The following is an 18,870-nucleotide window of genomic DNA, read 5'->3' on the forward strand; positions in this document are numbered from 1 at the left end:
GATACGATGGCGAGGCTGAACGCAACCGGAGGATCATGCCCGTCCCCTCGATCGCCTTCGATCTCACCCGCCTGATCACGCGGCTTCGCCACGCCAGTCCCAGCGGAATCGACCGGGTCGACCTCGCCTATGCCCGCCACGTCCTGGCTCAGGACGGCGCGCGCTTCGGGCTCGTTTCGACGGCCCTCGGCCCGAAGGTGCTGGAGCGGGCGGAGGCGCTGCGGATCGTCGAGGCGGTGGCGGCGGGCTGGGTCGAGGATCGGACAGCCGAGGACGATCCGGTCTATCGCCGTCTCGCCGCCGCCCTCGGGGCGCCGACGCGCGAGACGGCGAGCCGGCCTCCGCGCTCGGATTCGCAGGCGCGCCGACGCCTCCAGGCCCGCACGGCGTGGACGGTGCTGCGCGCGCGCGGCCCCGACCGCCTGCCCGCCGGAACCATCTATCTCCACACCTCGCACCTGCGCCTCGACCGGCCGGAGCGGTTCGACTGGCTGTACGACCGACGCGACATCCGCCCGGTCTTCTTCGTCCACGACCTCATCCCTATCGCCTATCCGGAATACGGCCGGCCCGGCGAGGCGGAGCGCCACGCGGTGCGCATGGGCACCATCGCGGCCCATGCCGCCCATGTCCTCGTGAACTCGGCCGACGTGGCGGCGCATTTTTCGGGATACCTCGCGGCCCGTGGCCTGCCCGGACGTCCGACGACGGTGGCCTGGCTCGGCGTCGAGCCGGTGTTCCGGCCGGCTCCCGGCGCGCCCGCCCTGGTGCCCGACCGCCCAACCTTCGTGGCCTGCGGCACCATCGAGCCGCGCAAGAATCACCTCGGCCTGCTCAACCTCTGGCGCGACCTCGCCCAGCGCCGCGGGCCGGCGACCCCGCGCCTCGTCCTCGTCGGCCGGCGCGGTTGGGAGGCGGAGAACATCATCGACATGCTGGAGCGCTGCCCGGCCATGCGGGACCACGTGATCGAGGTCGGCGGCCTTTCCAGCCACGGACTCGCCCGCCTGCTCCAGGGCGCGACCGCGCTCCTGATGCCCTCCTTCGCGGAAGGGTACGGCCTGCCCGTCGTGGAGGCGGCGGCCTGCGGCCTGCCGGTGGTCGCCTCCGACCTCGCCGTCCACCGCGAGATCGGAGGCGGGTTCGCCCACTTCCTCGATCCCCTGGATGGGCCGGGCTGGCGCGGGGCCATCGAAGCGCTGAGCGCTTCCGCATCCCCCCTGCGGGCGGACCTCGTGGCGCGCCTCGACGGCTACGCGCCGCCGGACTGGACGGCGCATTTCGCGCGGGTGGATGCGGTGCTGACCGAACGCGTTGCGGCCACGCCAGCACGCGCCTAAAGGAGGATCAGGACAGCGGGGATACCGGCATGAACGTGGTCGATCTGGACCGGGACGCGATCAAGGCCGGCCTCGCCGACGGGACGCTCCTGCTCATCGACGTGCGCGAGGCGCACGAATTTGCCGGCGGCCGCATTCCGGGCTCGATCACGCATCCCCTGTCGACCTTCGATCCGGACACCATCGCCGCCCTCGTATCCGAGGATGGGCGACGGCCCGTCTTCTCCTGCGCCGCCGGAATCCGCTCGGTGCATGCGTTGGCGGCCGCCCAGCGGGCCGGCCACTCCATCGACGGGCACTATGTCGGTGGATTCAAGGATTGGTACGCAGCCGGCGAAGCGATCGAGCGGTGACGGCCGACCATCCGGCATTCCGTCGCCGTGATTTCAAATAGCGGGACGGCTGCGACGGGGCGGACGATCATGTGCGACAGCGCACAACAAGGTCGATGCCAGACCTCTAGCTCGCAGGGCATAGGGATTATCGATATGCGCAGGCGCCTGCTCTTCCGCTTCCTTCCGGCCCTCGGCCTCGCGCTAGCGGGACTACCGGCCCTCGCCCAGGCGCCCGGCGGGCCGCCGCCGAAGGTGACGACGGCGAAGCCCGTGGTGCGCGAGATCGTCGAGACCGACATGTACACGGGCCGGTTCGACCCCGTGGAGATCGTCGATGTCCGCGCCCGCGTCACCGGCTATCTCGAGAAGCTGAACTTCCAGGACGGTGCGACGGTGAAGAAGGGCGACCTGCTCTTCGTCATCGACCGGCGCCCCTACAAGGCCGCCCTCGATCAGGCCCAGGCCGCCCTGGTTTCGGCCAAGGCCCGCCTCAACTTCTCGCAGACCGATCTCGACCGCGCCCAGACCCTGAGCCGCTCGGGCAACATCTCCGAGCAGGTGACGGACCAGCGTCGCCAGGCCTCGCAGACGGCCCAGGCCGACGTCGACAGCGCCGATGCGCAGCTGCGCCAAGCCCAGCTCAACTACGACTTCACCGAGGTGAAGGCCCCGATCTCGGGCCGCATCAGCCGGCGCCTCGTCACCGAGGGCAACATCGTCATCACCGACCAGACCCTGCTGACCACCATCGTTTCCCTCGACCCGATCTACTTCGGCTTCACCGTGGATGAGCGCTCCTTCCTGAAGTACCAGGGCGCCCTCGGGATCGGCATGGGCCAGACCCAGAAGGGCAAGGGCGTTCCGATCCTCATCGCACTCACCGGCGAGGAGAAGCCGACCCGCAAGGGCGTCCTCGATTTCGTCGACAACCGCGTCGACAACGCCACCGGCACGGTCCTGCTGCGGGCCACCGTCGAGAATCCCGACGGGTTCATCAAGCCGGGCCTGTTCGGCATCGTGTCCCTGCCGGCCACCAAGCCCTACCAGGGCATCCTGCTTCCGGACGACGCCATCTCGGCCAACCAGGACAAGCGCGTCGTCTACCTCGTCGCCGACGACGGCTCGGTCGCCTCCCGGGAGGTGAAGCTCGGGCCGAAGGTCGACGGCTACCGGGTGATCCGCGACGGGCTGAAGGGCGACGAGAACGTCGTGGTCAACGGCCTGTCCCGCGTGCGGCCCGGCGCCAAGGTCACGGCCGAGTCCTCGACGCTGCCGGCGAGCAAGAGCTGACGGGGACGGCTGAGGACAGGATGCGCGGCCCGGATCATCCGGTCCCGCGCCCGTGTCTCGAACAGGATCAGGGGTCGTGTGCAGGCGTCGCTTGAGACCGGCACACGACCCGAACCGTTCACGGCGCGCCGGGTGGGGGCAAGGCGCGCCATGAACGAACGGTCGGCGAAGCGCCGGCCGTAGCCGAAATGAACGTGCGCCCGGATCGTCCACGATCCGCGTGCCCGACCGCAGACGACAAGACGGTCCCGTTCGGGTCGCACGACCCCGGAACGGCGAGAGGTTCACCCGATGCGTTTTGCCCACTTCTTCGTCGATCGACCGATCTTCGCGTCCGTCACGTCGATCCTGTTCCTGATCATCGGCTACGTGGCCTACGAGTCCCTGCCGGTCTCGCAGTATCCCGAGATCGTGCCGCCCACCGTGGTGGTGCGCGCCTCGTATCCGGGCGCCAATGCCGAGACCGTGGCGGCGACCATCGCGACGCCCATCGAGCAGGAGGTGAACGGCGTCGACAACATGCTCTACATGACGTCGTTGTCGACCAACGACGGCAACATGCAGCTCACCGTCACGTTCAAGGTCGGCACCAACCTCGATATCGCCAACGTGCTGGTGCAGAACCGCCTCTCGGTCGCCCAGCCGCGCCTGCCGCCGGACGTGCGCAACCTCGGCGTGACCGTCCGCAAGGCCTCGCCCGACCTGATGCTGGTCGTGCACGTGCTCTCGCCCGACAACACCTACGACCAGAACTACCTCTCGAACTACATCTATCTCCGGATTCGCGACGAGCTTCTGCGCCTCGACGGTGTCGGCGACATCACGGTGTTTGGCGGCAGCGAGTACGCCCTGCGCATCTGGCTCGACCCCAACAAGCTCGCCGCCTACGGTCTCTCGACCACCGACGTGCTGACCTCTCTGCAGGAGCAGAACGTCCAGGTCGCCTCGGGTGCCCTCGGGGCGCCGCCGGCGCCCGCCTCCAATGCGTTCCAGCTCGTGGTCCAGTCACAGGGCCGCTTCCAGACGCCGGAGGAGTTCACGGAGGTCATCGTCAAGGCCGCCGACGGGCGCCTCGTGCGCATCAAGGACATCGGCCGGACGGAGATGGGCCAGAAGGACTACACCACCCAGTCCTTCCTCAACGCGACCCCGGCGGTGGGCGTCGGCGTGTTCCAGCGGCCCGGCACCAACGCCCTCGAGGCGGCGAGCCAGGTGCGCCAGACCATGGACACCATCGCCAAGAACTTCCCGCCCGGCGTCGAGTACAAGATCGCCTACAACCCGACGGAGTTCATCGAGGAGTCGGTGCACGAGGTCTACAAGACCCTCTTCGAGGCCGTCGTCCTCGTGGTCATCGTGGTGCTGGTGTTCCTCCAGAGCTGGCGCACGGCGCTGATCCCGGTGATCGCGATTCCCGTGTCGCTCATCGGCACCTTCGCGGCCATGGCGGCCTTCGGCTTCTCCGTGAACAATCTCACCCTGTTCGGACTCGTCCTCGCCATCGGCATCGTGGTCGACGACGCCATCGTCGTGGTGGAGAACGTCGAGCGCAACATGGCCGAGGGGCTCTCGCCCGGCGACGCCGCCCACAAGACCATGGACGAGGTCGGCGGCGCCGTGGTGGCCATCGCCCTCGTGCTGTCGGCGGTGTTCATCCCCACCGCCTTCATCCCGGGCATCTCGGGTCAGTTCTACAAGCAGTTCGCGCTCACCATCGCGGCCTCGACCATCATCTCGATGTTCAACTCGCTGACCCTGTCGCCGGCTTTGTGCAAGCTGCTGCTGAAGCCCCACCACGAGCACAAGCCGCCGAAGTTCTTCCTCGCGCGGTTCATCGCCTGGTGCGCCAACACCTTCAACCGCGGCTTCGACGCCCTGTCCAACGGCTACGCCCGGGTGATCCAGTTCCTCACCGGGCGGGTGATCGGCCTCTTCGGCATGCTCATCGTCTACGGCTGCGTCCTGGCCGGTACGATCCACCTCGTCACCACCGTGCCGACGGGCTTCATCCCGCAGCAGGACCAGGGCTACCTCATCGGCGTCGTCCAGCTTCCCGCCGGGTCGGCCCTGGAGCGGACCACGGCGGTGGTGCGACGCGCCGCCGAACTCGCCCGCAAGGTCGATGGCGTCGCCAACGCCGTCATCATCTCGGGCTTCGACGGCGCCACCTTCACCAACACCACCAACGGCGCGGTGATGTTCCTCACCCTGAAGGGGGCCAAGGAGCGGGCGACGACGGGCCGCTCGGCCGCCGCGATCACGGGTGACGTGTTCAAGGCCACCGCCGAGATTCAGGAAGCCCGGGTCCTGTTCATCCCGCCGCCACCCGTGCGCGGTCTCGGCAACGGCGGCGGCTTCAAGATGCAGATCGAGAGCCGCCAGAGCTCGGCCATCGGCCCGCTGCTGGCGGCCGCCAACGAGGTGCTGAGCCAGGCCAACCAGAGCAAGGAGGTGCAGCGCGTCTTCACCACCTTCGGCAACGACACGCCGCAGCTCTTCATCGACATCGACCGCACCATGGCGCGGATGCTGAACGTACCCCTCGCCTCGGTGTTCGCGACCCTTCAGGCCAACCTCGGCGGCGCCTACGTCAACGACTTCAACGCCTTCGGCCGCATCTACCAGGTCCGGATGCAGGCCGACGCAGCGTTCCGCCTCGAGAAGCGGGACATCGAGCAGCTGAAGGTCCGCTCGTCCACGGGCGCCCTCGTGCCCATGGGAACGCTGGCCTCCATCCGCGAGATCAGCGGACCGCAGATCGTCCAGCGCTTCAACCTGTTCTACTCGGTGCCGATCCAGGGCGACGCCAAGCCCGGCATCTCCACCGGACAGGCCCTGGAGGCCATGGAGAAGATCGCCCAGACCATGCCGGAGGGGTATTCCTACGACTGGACCGAAATCGCGTTCCAGCAGAAGGCCACGGGCAACACGGCCGTGTACGTCTTCGCCCTCGGCGTGCTCCTCGTGTTCCTCGTCCTCGCCGCCCAGTACGAATCCTGGGCGCTGCCGCTGGCCATCATCCTGGTAGTGCCGACCGGCGTCCTCGCGGCCCTCGCGGCGGTGCAGTTCCGGGGGCAGGACAACAACATCCTGACCCAGATCGGTCTGATCGTGCTCGTGGGCCTGGCCGCCAAGAACGCCATCCTCATCGTCGAGTTCGCCCACCAGCTCGAGGAGACGGAGCACAAGGGGCCCGTGGCCGCCGCCGTCGAAGCCTGCCGCCTGCGCCTGCGCCCGATCCTGATGACGGCCTTCGCCTTCATCCTCGGCACCGTGCCCCTGGTCATCGCCACGGGTCCGGGCGCCGAGATGCGTCAGGCCCTCGGCACCGCCGTGTGCTTCGGCATGATCGGCGCGACCCTGTTCGGCCTGTTCCTCACCCCGGTGTTCTACGTGGTGATCCGGAACCTTCTGATCTGGATCGCGAAGAAGCGCGGCAAGTCCCCGGACAACACCACGCCCGACAAGCACGATCCCCACGCCACCCCGTCGCACGCCTGAGGAATCGGTGGCATCGACCATCGAGACTCGGTGTTCGATGCCACCTTAGGGGTTGCGTCCCGGAGGGTGGAAAGCTAAGACGCCTCCACCCCCCCAAGGGGTGTCGCACCGTCGACCGACCCGGTTGATCGCACCTCCCCCAGGGATGCGTGTCGGGGTTCGGGACGATGGGAACGACGGACTACGGAGCGATCCGACGGAGTATAGCGCAGCCCGGTAGCGCACCTGTCTGGGGGACAGGGGGTCGCAGGTTCAAGTCCTGCTACTCCGACCAATCACAGCCTGAGGATCAGCCCCGTCGCTGGTCCCGCCGCTCCGGGAAAAGGCCGAGGTGCTTTGCACCTCGGCCTTTTTCATGTCGGCTCGCGCGTTCCACAGCCGCCGCCCATCCCGCAGGACGAGCGACAAACGTGGCGATCAGAAAAAGATCGGCCGGGCCGTGGCGTGGTGCTCGGCGAGCACGTCGTCGGTCGCCGGATCGATCTCTTTCAGAACCGCATCGTAGCCCCAGAGATCGGCCAGGTGCTGGAGCACGCGCTTGGCGTCGTCCTTCTGCAGGGTGATGCGGTTGAGCGCCTTGTGGTGGACGATGAGGCGGCGATCGCCCTCGAGGTCCACGTCCATGACCTCGATGTCGGGATCGAGCCAGGCGACGTCGTACTGGCGGGCGAAGGAGCGGCGCATCTTGCGGTAGCCACGCTCGTCGTGGATCGCCTCGACGCGAAGCTCCGCCTTGTCGGGATCGTCGACCACGTGGAACAGGCGCATGTCGCGCATGAGCTTGGGGGAGAGGAACTGCGCGATGAAGCTCTCGTCGCGGTAGTTCGCCCAGATGTCGCGCAGGGTCGCCATGGCGTCGCCCGTGCCGGCGATGTCGGGGAACCACGCCCGATCCTCCTCGGTGGGCTGCTCCACGATGCGGGCGATGTCCTGCATCATGGCGAACCCGATGGCGTAGGGGTTGTGGCCGTTGTAGCCGCGCTCGCTGTAGTTCGGCTGGCGGATGACGTTGGTGTGCGAGGTCAGGAACTCGAGGTAGGCCGCCTCGCCGATGAGCCCCTTCTGCGACAGGGAGTTCATGATCCGGTAGTGGCAGTAGGTGGCGCAGCCCTCGTTCATCACCTTGGTCTGCCGCTGCGGGTAGAAATACTGCGCCACCAGGCGGACGATGCGCAGGAGTTCGCGCTGCCACGGCCTGAGGCGCGGAGCGGCCTTCTCGAGGAAGTAGAGCAGGTTCTCCTGGGGCAGTTCGAGGAGCGCCTTGCGGCGCTCGACGGCGAGGTCGGGCCGCGCGCCGGCGATCTTCTGCGGCAGGGTGCGCCAGAGGTCGTTGTAGACCTGCTCGCCGTGCTCGGCCCGCTCGCGCTCGCGGCGCTGCTCGGAGGCGAGATCCGGCCGCTTCTTGCGGGGATAGCGGTGGACGCCCTGGTTCATCAGGGCATGGGCGGCGTCGAGGACCGATTCCACGGCTGCGTGGCCGTAGCGCTCCTCGCAGCGGGTGATGAAGCCCTTCGCGAAATCGAGATAGTCGAGGATGCCGTCGGCATCGGTCCACTGCTTGAACAGGTAGTTGTTCTTGAAGAAGTGATTGTGCCCGAACGCCGCGTGGGCGATCACCAGGGTCTGCATCGTCGCCGTGTTCTCCTCCATGACGTAGGAGATGCACGGGTTGGAGTTGATGACGATTTCGTAGGCGAGGCCCATCATGCCGCGCCGGTAGCTGGCCTCGTGCTGGGCGAAATGCTTGCCGAACGACCAGTGCTTGTAGAACAGCGGCATGCCGATGGACGCGTAGGCGTCGAGCATCTGCTCGGCGGTGATGATCTCGATCTGGTTCGGATACCACGACAGGCCGAGCTCCCCGCCGGCGATGGCCTCGCAGGCGTCGTGGATGCGCTTGATCGTGTCGAAGTCCCAGTCGTTGCCGGTGAACAGGGGCCGTTGGCCGCCTGCCTCCGGATCGAGGGTGGGACGGATGATGCTGCCGACCATGGTCGTCCTGTCTCCCAAGCGGTCCGTCTCGCCTCCCCTCCCCGTAAGAGGGGAGAGGACGCAATCGTGGCTCAAGCCTCGGCTTCGGCCCGCGCGTCCTTGCGGCCGAACAATTCCCGAAACACCGGATAGATGTCGCGCCGGTGGTTGACCTTGCGCATGGCGATGGCGCCACCGGATTTGGCGAGCCCCTCGTAGGTGCGCCACAGGGTGGTGCGGTGCTCGACGAAGCCGGCACGGGGCCCGTTCTCGTCGCCGACCTCCAGATAGGCGAAGTGCTGGCAGGCGGGCAGGATGTGGGCGCGCAGGAGCTCGGTGGAGGTCGGCCCGTCCGACGAGACGTTGTCGCCGTCGGAGGCCTGCGCCGCGTAGATGTTCCAGTCGTTGGGATCGTAGCGCTCGGTGATGACGCGCTTCATCTCGACCAGCGCCGAGGAGACCAGGGTGCCGCCGGTCTCGCGCGAGCCGAAGAAGGTTTCCTCGTCCACCTCCGTCGCCTTGTCCGTATGGCGGATGAAGACGATCTCGACGTGGCGGTAGCGCCGCGTCAGGAAGATGTGCAGCAGGATGTAGAAGCGCTTGGCGAGATCCTTCATGTGCTCGGTCATCGATCCCGAGACGTCCATGAGGCAGAACATCACCGCCTGGGCCACGGGGCGCGGATAGGGCTCGAAGCGCCGGTAGCGCAGGTCGATGGGGTCGACGTAGGGAATGCGCCTGGTGCGCTCGCGGAGCGCCGCCAGGGCCAGGAGCAGGTCGGGCAGGTCGGGATGGCTCGACGGGGTCTCGGCGATGCGCGCTTCCAGCGCCGCGACCTCGTCGGGCTTCGGGCGCTTGAGGGCGATGCGCCGGGACATGGAGTTGCGCAGGGTCCGGGTCAGGGCGAGGTTGGCGGGCGAGCCCGACACCGTGTAGCCGGCCCGCCTCAGGCCCTCGGTCTCGACCACGGACAGGCGCCGCTTGGCGAGGTCCGGCAGTTCGAGGTCTTCGAGGAAGAGCTCCAGAAACTCGTCGCGGGTGAGGACGAAGCGGAACGCGTCCTCGCCGTTCTCCTGGCCGTCCCCGCCCTCGCCTGAGCCCTTGCCGCCGCCGCCGGACGGCGGACGCTCGATGCGGTCGCCCTCCACGTAGGTCTTGTTGCCGGGCAGGATGTGATCGTGCAGCCCGGTTCCGGACTGGCGGGAGAAACGCGGCTCCCGCACGCCGTCCAGGGGCACCGACACGCGCCCATCCTTGCCGAGGTCCTTGATGTCCTTCTCGCGGGCGGATTCCCGCACGGCGCGCTGGGCCATGTCCTTCACGCGGCGCAGGAAGCGCTGGCGGTTGGCGAGGCTCTTGCCCCCGGGATTCAAACGACGGTCGACGATGTGCATCCGGTGTGTTTGCCTTCGCCCTCAAGAGTCTCGCGGGTTTCGACGGGCCGGAAGCGGCCGCCGCGACGGCGGCCGCCCTCGTCGTGCGGTCGTCCTATCCGGCCTGCTTCACCCGCATGTACCATTCGACCAGACGGCGGACCTGCCGCTCGGTGTAGCCGCGCGCCACCATCCGGTCGACGAACTCGCCGTGCTTCTTCTCGGTGTCGCCGTCCTTCTTCGAGCCGAAGGAGATCACCGGCAGCAGTTCCTCGACCTGGGAGAACATCCGCCGCTCGATCACCTCCCGCAGCTTCTCGTAGCTCGTCCAGGACGGATTGCGCCCGCCATGCTGCGCCCTGGACCTGAGGGCGAACTTCACCACCTCGTTCCGAAAGTCTTTCGGATTGGCGATGCCGGCCGGTTTTTCGATTTTCGTCAGCTCCTGATTGAGAAGTTCGCGGTTCAGCAACTGGCCCGTCTCGGAATCCTTAAAGTCCTGATCCTCGATCCAGGCATCGGCGTAGTCGATGTAGCGGTCGAACAGGTTCTGTCCGTAGTCGTGGTAGGATTCGAGATAGGCCTTCTGGATCTCGTGGCCGATGAATTCGGCGTAGCGCGGCGCCAGCTCGGTCTTGATGAATTCGAGGTAGCGCTTCTCGGTCTCGGGCGGGAGCTGTTCGCGGCGCAGGGCCTGCTCCAGCACGTACATGAGGTGCACGGGGTCGGCCGAGACCTCCGTGGTGTCGTGGTTGAAGGTCGCGGCCATCACCTTGAAGGCGAAGCGGGTCGAGATCCCGTCCATGCCCTCGTCGACGCCGGCCGAGTCCTTGTATTCCTGCATGGAGCGGGCGCGGGGGTCGACCTCGCGCAAGGACTCGCCGTCGTAGACGCGCATCTTCGAGAAGGCGTTGGAGTTGGCGTGCTCGCGCAGGCGCGAGAGCACCGAGAACCGGGCCAGCATCTCGAGGGTGCCGGGTGCGCAGGCGGCCTGCGACAGCTCGGAGCCGGAGACCAGCTTCTCGTAGATGTGCTGCTCTTCGGTCACCCGGAGGCAGTAGGGCACCTTGATGACGTAGATGCGGTCGATGAACGCTTCGTTGTTCTTGTTGCCCTTGAAGGTCTGCCACTCGGACTCGTTCGAGTGGGCGAGGATGATGCCCGTGAACGGGATCGCGCCGATGTTCTCGGTGCCGACGTAGTTGCCCTCCTGCGTCGCCGTCAGCAGGGGATGGAGCATCTTGATCGGCGCCTTGAACATCTCGACGAATTCGAGAACGCCCTGGTTGGCGCGGTTGAGGCCGCCCGAATACGAGTAGGCGTCGGGATCGGCCTGGCTCAGGGTCTCCAGGCGCCGGATATCGACCTTGCCGACGAGGCTGGAGATGTCCTGGTTGTTCTCGTCGCCGGGCTCGGTCTTGGCGATGCCGATCTGGCGCAGGCGCGACGGCCTGACCTTGATCACCTTGAACTTCGAGATGTCGCCGTTGAACTCGTCGAGGCGCTTCAGGGCCCAGGGGCTCATGAGCCCGGTGAGGCGGCGCCGCGGGATGCCGTAGCGCTCCTGGATCTCGGCCCCCATGACCTCGGGGTCGAACAGTCCGAGCGGGCTCTCGAAAACCGGCGAGACCTCGTTGCCGGCCTTCAGCACGTAGATGGGGTGGACCTCCATCAAGGCCTTGAGGCGCTCGGCGAGGGACGACTTGCCGCCGCCGACGGGGCCGAGGAGGTAGAGGATCTGCTTGCGCTCCTCCAGTCCCTGCGCGGCATGGCGGAAGAACGAGACGATCCGCTCGATGGTCTCCTCCATGCCGTAGAACTCGGAGAAGGCCGGGTAGACCCGGATCGTGCGGTTCATGAACACCCGGCCGAGGCGCGCGTCCCTGGCGGTGTCCACGAATTCCGGCTTGCCGATCGCATCGAGGATGCGCTCGGCCGCGGTGGCGTACATCAGAGGTTCGTCACGGCACGCTTCGAGAAACTCGGAGAGGCTCATCTCCGTATCGCGGCGCGCCTCGTAACCCCGTGTGAAGCTCTGGAACAGGTCGTTCGTCGATGGCATTGGCATTCCGATCCCCTCGCGACAGCGACAGCTTCATCCTGTCTCGGCTGGGATGCAACTGACAGGCCCAGTTTTGTCGCAGTGCGGTCTACGCATGGGGGGAGCGTGGATTGCGTGCCACACCGGCGATCTCGACGGGGTCGGGACCCCGTCGATTCCGAACCGCGCGGTCCGAGACGGCGCGGTCCGGCGGAGGCCTCTTCGCCTCAGAGATCGGTGCCGGACTTGGCCGCGTCCTTGGCCGGGGCCTCCTTCTTGGCGGCATCGACGGTGATGCGGATGTTCTGGGTCTGCACGTTCCCGTCGGAATCCTTGACGTCGACGGTCACCTCGTCGGTCCCGGTGTAACCGTCCTTGCTCTGGTAGAAGATCGCCTGCACGGCCGCTTCCTTGCCGGGACACCGGTACTTGGCCGGCGTCTTGATCTTACCGACCTTGGTGATGAGCGAGCCGTTCCTCGGCGCGCCGCTGACGCGAATTTCCGGCATCGGCCCCGCGGTGCAGTCCTTCTTGAGGTTGGGCACGATGGCGAGGCGCACGGACTTGCCGGGCGCCGCCGTCTCGCTGCGGGTCACGGTGGTCTGGGCGAAGGCGGGCGCGGTCATCAACAGACCTGCGGCGAGGGCGGCGGTCGAACGGGCAAGCGACATCGAGAACACTCCGGAGCGGCCCACGACCCCATGCGACGGCATCGGGTTAGGCGAACGCGTCCGGTCGATGTGGGGATGCGAGGGCCACCCGTCGAGCCCGGGGACAGGCGTCAGACGCCGCCGGGCGCGCGCGGCTGCACGTCCCCGTCGGCCATGCGGCCCAGCTCCGCCAGGATCGCCCGGCAGGCGTAGAGGTCCTGAAGCGCGGCCCCCAGGGTGTGGTGCGCGTCCGGCGACACTCCGCCCGGCTCCGCATCGGCCTCGACGGCGTCCTCGTGCCGGTCCTGCCCCGCCGGCAGGGACGGCGCCGCCACCTCGGCCTCGCCCCGGCCGACGCTCTGGACGAAGCGCACGCCCTTCTCCCGCAGGATGCCCTGCGCGCCCTTGATGGTGTAGCCCTGTCCGTGGAGCAGGCACCGGATTCCCCGGAGGAGATCGACGTCGTCGGGGCGGTAGTAGCGCCGTCCGCCGGCGCGCTTGACCGGCCGCACCTGGGCAAACCGCGTCTCCCAGAAGCGCAGGACGTGCTGGGGGACTTCGAGGTCGTCCGCGGCCTCCTTGATGGTGCGGAAGGCCGTGGCGCTCTTCTCCTGCGGATCGCGCGGTTCGGCGGCGACGAACGGCATGGAGGACCTCATTCGTCGTCGTCGTGATCGCCGACGCCGTTCATGCCGTTGATGCGGGCCTTGAGCACGTTCGACGGCTTGAACACCATGACCTGGCGCGGCTCGATGGCCACCTCGACGCCGGTCTTCGGATTGCGGCCGACGCGCCGGCCCTTGCTGCGCACCACGAACGAACCGAACGAGGACAGCTTCACGGTCTCGCCGCTGGCGAGGCACGCGCAGATCTCGGACAGCACCGTCTCGACGAGGGCCGAGGATTCCGTGCGCGAGAGGCCGACCTGCTGGTAGACGGCCTCGCTCAAATCGGCGCGTGTGACCGTCTTTCCCGACATGCGTCTGTCCCCGCGGCAATTCGAATTTTATTGGTTATCTCTCTGAGGGGGCACGCTAATCGGCGTCGATGCCGGGGTCAACCGTACAGACGGATCACCACCGGATCAGGGCGGCGCCCCAGGTGAAGCCGCCGCCGATGGCCTCGATCATCACGAGGTCTCCGTCCTTGATCCGCCCGTCCTTGCGGGCGACGTCCAGGGCCAGGGGAATCGACGCGGCGGAGGTGTTGCCGTGCCGGTCCACGGTCAGAACCACCTTGTCGCGGGCGATGCCGAGCTTGTCGGCCGACGCCTCGATGATCCGCCGATTGGCCTGATGCGGCACGAACCAGTCGAGGTCGTCCGCCGTCGTCCCCGAGGCCCGGAACGCGTCGTCGATGACGTCCGTCACCGAGCCGACGGCGAAGCGGAACACCTCCTTGCCGGTCATGCGCAGGTGCCCGGTGGTGCCCGTCGAGCCGGGACCGCCGTCGACGTAGAGCTTTTCGCGGTGGCGCCCGTCCGAGCGCAGGCTCGACGTCAGCACGCCGCGATCGGCGCTCGTGCCCTCGCCCGCCCGGGCTTCGAGCACCACGGCGCCGGCACCGTCGCCGAACAGCACGCAGGTGGTGCGGTCCTCCCAGTCGAGCAGACGCGAAAACGTCTCGGCGCCGACGACCAGCGCCCGCCGGGCCGCGCCGGTGACGAGGAACTTGTCGGCGGTGGTCACGGCGTAGACGAAGCCGGCGCAGACGGCCTGGAGATCGAAGGCGACGCCACCGGTCATGCCGAGGCCGGCCTGGATCTGCGTCGCCGTCGCGGGAAAGGTGTGGTCCGGCGTCGAGGTGGCGCAGATCACGAGGTCGATGTCGGCGGCCGTGAGGCCGGCATCGTCCAGTGCGGCTTTCGCCGCGCGGGTGCCGAGCACCGAGGTCGTCTCCGAGGCATCCGACAGGTAGCGCTGGCGGATGCCCGTGCGCTGAACGATCCACTCGTCGGAGGTGTCGACGGTCTCGGCCAGGGCGGCGTTAGTGACGCATCGGGCCGGCAGGGCGGAGCCGCAGCCGACCACCACGGAGCGCAAGCACGTCATCGAATCGTCCTCGCCTGGGCGGGCCACTTCACGAGGAAGCCCCCGCCGGTGTCAGTTCGAGCATGTCGCGGATCGTTCGCATGAGGTCGTGACGCGCCATGTCGTGGGCGAGGTCGACGGCCGCCGCGAAGCCGTGCGCGTCCTCCGAACCGTGGCTCTTGATGACGATGCCCTCGAGCCCGAGGAACACGCCGCCATTGGCCCGGCTCGGATTCATCTTCTCCCGCAGGGCCTTGAACGCGTGACGGGCGAAGAAGTATCCGATCTTGGCCGACAGGGTCCGGCTCATGGCCGCGCGCAGGTAGGTGCCGATCTGCTTGGCCGTCCCCTCGGCGGTCTTCAGGGCGATGTTGCCGGTGAAGCCCTCCGTCACCACCACGTCGACGGTGCCCTTGCCGAGGTCGTTGCCCTCGACGAAGCCGTGATAGCTCAGGTTCGGCAGGTCGGCTTCGCGCAGGCGGCGCGCCGCCTCCTTCACCGCCTCGTTGCCCTTCATCTCTTCGGTGCCGACGTTGAGCAGCCCCACGGTGGGGCGGTCGAGATCGAACACGATCCGGGCCATGGCCGATCCCATCAGCGCCATCTCGACGAGGTGGTCGGCGTCCGTCCCGATGGTGGCGCCGACGTCGAGCACGACGCTCTCGCCGCGCACGGTGGGCCACAGGCAGGCGATGGCCGGGCGCTCGATGCCGGCGAGCGTCTTGAGGCAGATCTTCGACATGGCCATGAGGGCGCCGGTGTTGCCGGCCGAGACGGCGGCATCGGCCTCGCCGTCCTTCACCGCCTGGATCGCCTTCCACATGGAGGACTTGCCGCGGCCGGTGCGGACCGCCTGGCTCGGCTTCTCGTCCATGGCGATCGCCACGGCCGTGTGGCGGATCTCAACGGCACCGTTCAGGCGCGGCTCGGCGGCGACGAGGGGCGTCAGCACCGCCTCGTCGCCGAACATCAGGAACGTCATCTCGGGATGGCGCTCGCGGGCGATGGCGGCGCCCGGCACCACCGTGGTGGGGCCGTGGTCGCCGCCCATGGCGTCGAGCGAGATGCACACTCTCTGGGACATATGGAGTTCGCCGAAGGCCTCGTGATCGAGAAAGCGCGTGCGAACGAGGGCCGGATCGGGGCGGCCTCGGTCACGGCGCGGCGGAAAATAGCGACTCGCGCCCTCCGGGCAAACGAAATCTGACGGGCCGACCCCGCTCGTCAGTCCTTCCCACCCCGCAGGGCCCGCAGGCCGGCCAGCGGCGCGTCCTCCGGATCGGTCTCCGCCGCCTCGAAGGTCGCGCCCGGCTTACGCGGATACGGGTCGAGGCCCATGGCCAGGAACTCCGCGGTGAGGAGGCCGAAATCGACGCGCCCGTTCACGATGGCGTCGGGGACGTCGATATCGTCGGCGTCGTGCCCGGTGGGGATCTCGCCATCGGTGTAGAGGACATCGACGGCCTCCGACACGGACGCCTCGAACGGATCGAGGCTGACCGTGCAGATCTGCGTGACCACGGCCGCGACGGTCCCCGTCACCGTGAGGTTCTCCAGGGTGCCGCCGACCCGGAAACGTCCGACGAGGTCGCGGATCGCCGGGATGCCGAAATCGCTCGCCAGGGCCGCGCATTCCTCCGGCGTCGCCGTGACGATGAAATCGCCCTGGGCCCGCGCCATCCGGTCGACCCGGATCGAGCGTGAGAGCGGACCGACCGCCTGATCCCGTGTCATCGCGAAACTCCCGATTGCTCCGCCGTCCCGGCGGGTGGTTGGACGGCGGCAAAACGCGGCCCGGCGACGACGAGGGCGTCGAGGTCGAGGCTAGCCAGCGCCCGGTCGCTCGCCATCACGTAGCGCGCGAGCCCCGCGGCGTCAGCCGCATGGTCGACGCCGAGGACGTTGCGGGCCAGGGACCGGGCCAGGGCATCCGGATCGGCGGCATCGAGGGCGGCATCGTAGCCCGCGGCCCGGCCGTAGAAGGCAGCGCCGAGCTTCTTCATGCGCTTGGGCACCCCGAAATCACCGATCCCGCTCTCGCGCAGGGAGGAATCGAGCTGGAGGAAGACCGCGTTGACGAGGTCCTGCGCCACCTCCCCCGCCGGGTCGGGAAGCCGGTTGAGGCGCCGCAGCACCAGGATTACGTGCAGGCTGAGGCACTCGAATCGCCCCTCGACCGTGTCCGGCACGCCGAGCGCCGTATAGAGCGCGGGGGCCCGCGCCGCCGCGTTGATGCGGACGTGGAGGTCACGGATCATCGCTTCGCGCGGATTCACGCGCCCGAACAGGCGGCCGATCATGCGCCACTCCTTCCGGCGTGGACGACGGCGCGGAGCGGATGGGGAGGGGCCGGGTGTGGCCCCGCTTGCCTTGTCAAAACCATAACCCCGCGGTACGGCAACGAATGGTCAAGGTGCAACCGTCTTCGCGCCTGCCCGGGAATTCCGTTGCCGTGTCGGGCTCCCCGCCGCAGACGCGTTCAGTTCTTCAGCAAGATCAAGGGTGGTCGATGTCGCGCCGTTTCGTTTCGCCGCTCGCGCGTCTCGCCGTCCTCGGCCTCATCGGCACCGGGCTCGCCGGCTGCATCGGCGAGGATCTCCGCCACGGCTACCAGATCGATCAGGCCGCCCTGGCGACGGTGAAGCCCGGCATGAGCGCCGAGCAGGTTCTGACGATCCTCGGGACGCCCTCCACCGTGTCCACGGTGGGCAACAAGAGCTGGTACTACATCAGCCAGAACACCCGCCGCACGGTGCTGTTCCTCGGCGAGCAGATCGAGGACCAGAAGGTCACGGCCGTCTACTTCACCCCGGCCTTCAAGGTCGAGCGCGTGGCGCTCTACGGCCTGCAGGACGGCAAGGTGTTCGACTTCATCGAGCGGTCGACCCCGACGAGCGGCGCCGACCGGGCCTTCATCAGCCAGCTCTTCCGTGGCCTGACCCGGTACGAGCCCTTCGGCAGCGGCAAGGGCGCCAGCGTCGTTCCGGGCGCCCGCGCCGGACAGTAGCGCTCCGACACGTCACACGGCCCGGGGCCGCTTCCGTTCAACGGAGGCGGCCTTTTTCGTCTGGGGGAATGAAAGGCCTCAGGCGGCGGCGCGGTCGCGCCCCGCGGCCTTGGCCGCGTAGAGCGCCCCGTCGGCGCGGGCGATGGCCGCGTCGAGGTCCCCCTCGCCGGGCGCCACCATCGCCACCCCCATGCTGGCGGTCCAGGCCGGCAGATCCGGGATCAGCGCGAGGGCACGGCGCAGATCCGCCGCGAAGGCCAGGGCGCCCTCGCGGGGCGTGCCGGCCAGGACGACGACGAACTCGTCCCCGCCGAGGCGCACGACGAGGTCGCGCCCCGAGGCGCGGCGCATGGCGCAGGTCGCCAGGGCCACCAGCACCCGATCGCCCACGGCGTGCCCGTGGCGGTCGTTGATGGCCTTGAAGTGATCGACGTCGATGGCGACGACGGCCGTATCCGGCGCAATGATCGCGGGGCTGTGCGCCGTGAGGCCGGCCCGATTCAGGGCGCCCGTCAGGGTGTCGCGCAGGGCGATGCGGCGCAGGGCCGTCTGGGCGCGCTCGCCCGGCATGGCGATGAGGCCGAGATTGAGGATCGCCAGGAGCATCTGGTCGGACAGCAGCGGCACCAGGGCCGCCACATGGGGAATCCGGCTCCCGCTCAGGAGCATGACGATCGTCAGGATGTATCCGGGGACGTAGGCGAGGAGGGCGAAGCCGGCGATGCGGCGGCCTCCCCCGGACGCCCCGCCCCGGCCGCCGACGAGGATCGAACCGACGACGAGCATGGCGAACGCGAGCCCCACGGTGCCGCCCACCTGCGCGGCCATCGGGCTCCCCAGGAGGGCGGGACCCAGGTACCCGACGCCTGGCGCGAGGGGGATCAGGAGCATCCAGGCCCGAAACGGCTTCACGCCGTCGAACCGATACACCCCCGTGAGGATCAGGACATCGCTGACGCCGAGCGATCCGTGCAGGATCGCCACCGCAACGGGGTCATGCCCGAGATGCGCGAAGCCGAGCATGGTCGCAACGTAGAGGGCTGAACTCCCGGCCCAATCCAGCATATGGGATTGACCGGCCCGGGCGCGCCACAACGTCAGGTAGACCAGCGCGAAGGCCGCACTGGCGAGCATGCTGCACAGGCTCAGAGTCGGCACGTCGGGGATCGAGGACATCGGAGCGACTTCGTGGCAAGCGCGGCTTCGACGCGTCCTACCGTGAAAGGCTTAAAAGTACCTCACGAAAGCTTAAGCGACGGACGGACCCCGATCCGGTTACGACGTCGCGGATGGCTTTGCTTGAGCGATACGCCGGATCGTTCGCGCCTGGAT

16 protein-coding genes and 1 tRNA gene are annotated in these 18,870 nt (G+C 68.3%); 6 read left to right on the top strand and 11 right to left on the bottom strand.

Features of this window, described 5'->3' with window-relative positions; genetic code table 11:
- Nucleotides 1–35 precede the first annotated feature (35 nt).
- From ASF28_RS14875 to ASF28_RS14895, 5 genes are all read left to right on the top strand, one after another.
- Nucleotides 36–1,340, top strand: a complete 1,305-nt coding sequence (locus ASF28_RS14875; protein WP_056093964.1) for a glycosyltransferase family 4 protein — start codon at nt 36–38, stop codon at nt 1,338–1,340.
- 29 nt (nt 1,341–1,369) lie between these two features.
- Complete coding sequence (locus ASF28_RS14880) at nt 1,370–1,693, top strand: rhodanese-like domain-containing protein (protein WP_056093967.1); 324 nt, start codon at nt 1,370–1,372, stop codon at nt 1,691–1,693.
- Nucleotides 1,694–1,828: 135 nt separating this feature from the next.
- Nucleotides 1,829–2,965 carry an efflux RND transporter periplasmic adaptor subunit gene (locus ASF28_RS14885; RefSeq protein WP_056093970.1) on the top strand — a complete coding sequence of 379 codons (1,137 nt, stop codon included), beginning with the start codon at nt 1,829–1,831 and terminating at the stop codon, nt 2,963–2,965.
- 291 nt (nt 2,966–3,256) lie between these two features.
- Nucleotides 3,257–6,466, top strand: a complete 3,210-nt coding sequence (locus tag ASF28_RS14890; RefSeq protein WP_056093973.1) for an efflux RND transporter permease subunit — start codon at nt 3,257–3,259, stop codon at nt 6,464–6,466.
- Between the two features lie 197 nt (nt 6,467–6,663).
- Nucleotides 6,664–6,740, top strand: a tRNA-Pro gene (locus ASF28_RS14895).
- Between the two features lie 143 nt (nt 6,741–6,883).
- Here the strand turns inward: ASF28_RS14895 and ASF28_RS14900 are convergent.
- The 10 genes from ASF28_RS14900 to ASF28_RS14945 all read right to left on the bottom strand — a co-directional run bounded on the left by ASF28_RS14900 (nt 6,884) and on the right by ASF28_RS14945 (nt 16,831).
- The gene (locus ASF28_RS14900; protein ID WP_056093976.1) at nt 6,884–8,458 is read right to left on the bottom strand and encodes a SpoVR family protein; all 1,575 of its coding nucleotides are present in this window, start codon (nt 8,456–8,458) and stop codon (nt 6,884–6,886) included.
- A 71-nt stretch (nt 8,459–8,529) separates the two neighbouring features.
- The gene (locus ASF28_RS14905) at nt 8,530–9,831 is read right to left on the bottom strand and encodes a YeaH/YhbH family protein (protein WP_056093979.1); all 1,302 of its coding nucleotides are present in this window, start codon (nt 9,829–9,831) and stop codon (nt 8,530–8,532) included.
- A gap of 94 nt (nt 9,832–9,925) precedes the next feature.
- The gene (locus ASF28_RS14910) at nt 9,926–11,878 is read right to left on the bottom strand and encodes a PrkA family serine protein kinase (RefSeq protein ID WP_056093982.1); all 1,953 of its coding nucleotides are present in this window, start codon (nt 11,876–11,878) and stop codon (nt 9,926–9,928) included.
- A 200-nt stretch (nt 11,879–12,078) separates the two neighbouring features.
- Nucleotides 12,079–12,522: a hypothetical protein gene (locus ASF28_RS14915; RefSeq protein ID WP_056094264.1), complete on the bottom strand. Its 444-nt coding sequence runs from the start codon at nt 12,520–12,522 to the stop codon at nt 12,079–12,081.
- A gap of 110 nt (nt 12,523–12,632) precedes the next feature.
- Nucleotides 12,633–13,148: a MerR family transcriptional regulator gene (locus ASF28_RS14920; RefSeq protein ID WP_056093985.1), complete on the bottom strand. Its 516-nt coding sequence runs from the start codon at nt 13,146–13,148 to the stop codon at nt 12,633–12,635.
- Nucleotides 13,149–13,156: 8 nt separating this feature from the next.
- A complete protein-coding gene (locus ASF28_RS14925; RefSeq protein ID WP_056093988.1) occupies nt 13,157–13,480 on the bottom strand; it encodes an integration host factor subunit alpha in 324 nt (107 codons plus the stop codon).
- Nucleotides 13,481–13,574: 94 nt separating this feature from the next.
- Entirely contained in the window at nt 13,575–14,552 is a 978-nt protein-coding gene (locus ASF28_RS14930) for a beta-ketoacyl-ACP synthase III (RefSeq protein WP_056094267.1), read from the bottom strand.
- Nucleotides 14,553–14,580: 28 nt separating this feature from the next.
- A complete protein-coding gene (gene plsX, locus ASF28_RS14935; RefSeq protein ID WP_056093991.1) occupies nt 14,581–15,615 on the bottom strand; it encodes a phosphate acyltransferase PlsX in 1,035 nt (344 codons plus the stop codon).
- A gap of 140 nt (nt 15,616–15,755) precedes the next feature.
- Nucleotides 15,756–16,265 carry a YceD family protein gene (locus tag ASF28_RS14940; RefSeq protein WP_056093994.1) on the bottom strand — a complete coding sequence of 170 codons (510 nt, stop codon included), beginning with the start codon at nt 16,263–16,265 and terminating at the stop codon, nt 15,756–15,758.
- Nucleotides 16,262–16,831: a ubiquinol-cytochrome C chaperone family protein gene (locus ASF28_RS14945; protein ID WP_056093997.1), complete on the bottom strand. Its 570-nt coding sequence runs from the start codon at nt 16,829–16,831 to the stop codon at nt 16,262–16,264. Before ASF28_RS14945 ends, ASF28_RS14940 begins: the two co-directional genes overlap by 4 nt.
- A 209-nt stretch (nt 16,832–17,040) precedes the next feature.
- Here ASF28_RS14945 and ASF28_RS14950 point away from each other — a divergent pair, with 209 nt between their 5' ends.
- Nucleotides 17,041–17,538, top strand: coding sequence for an outer membrane protein assembly factor BamE (locus tag ASF28_RS14950; protein WP_056094000.1), 498 nt, complete (start codon nt 17,041–17,043; stop codon nt 17,536–17,538).
- A gap of 78 nt (nt 17,539–17,616) precedes the next feature.
- On the opposite strand, the gene ASF28_RS14955 is transcribed toward ASF28_RS14950, so the two are convergent.
- Nucleotides 17,617–18,714, bottom strand: a complete 1,098-nt coding sequence (locus ASF28_RS14955; protein ID WP_056094003.1) for a GGDEF domain-containing protein — start codon at nt 18,712–18,714, stop codon at nt 17,617–17,619.
- Between the last annotated feature and the right edge of the window lie 156 nt (nt 18,715–18,870).

The organism is Methylobacterium sp. Leaf99 (assembly GCF_001422375.1).
In the GTDB taxonomy this organism is placed as follows: domain Bacteria; phylum Pseudomonadota; class Alphaproteobacteria; order Rhizobiales; family Beijerinckiaceae; genus Methylobacterium.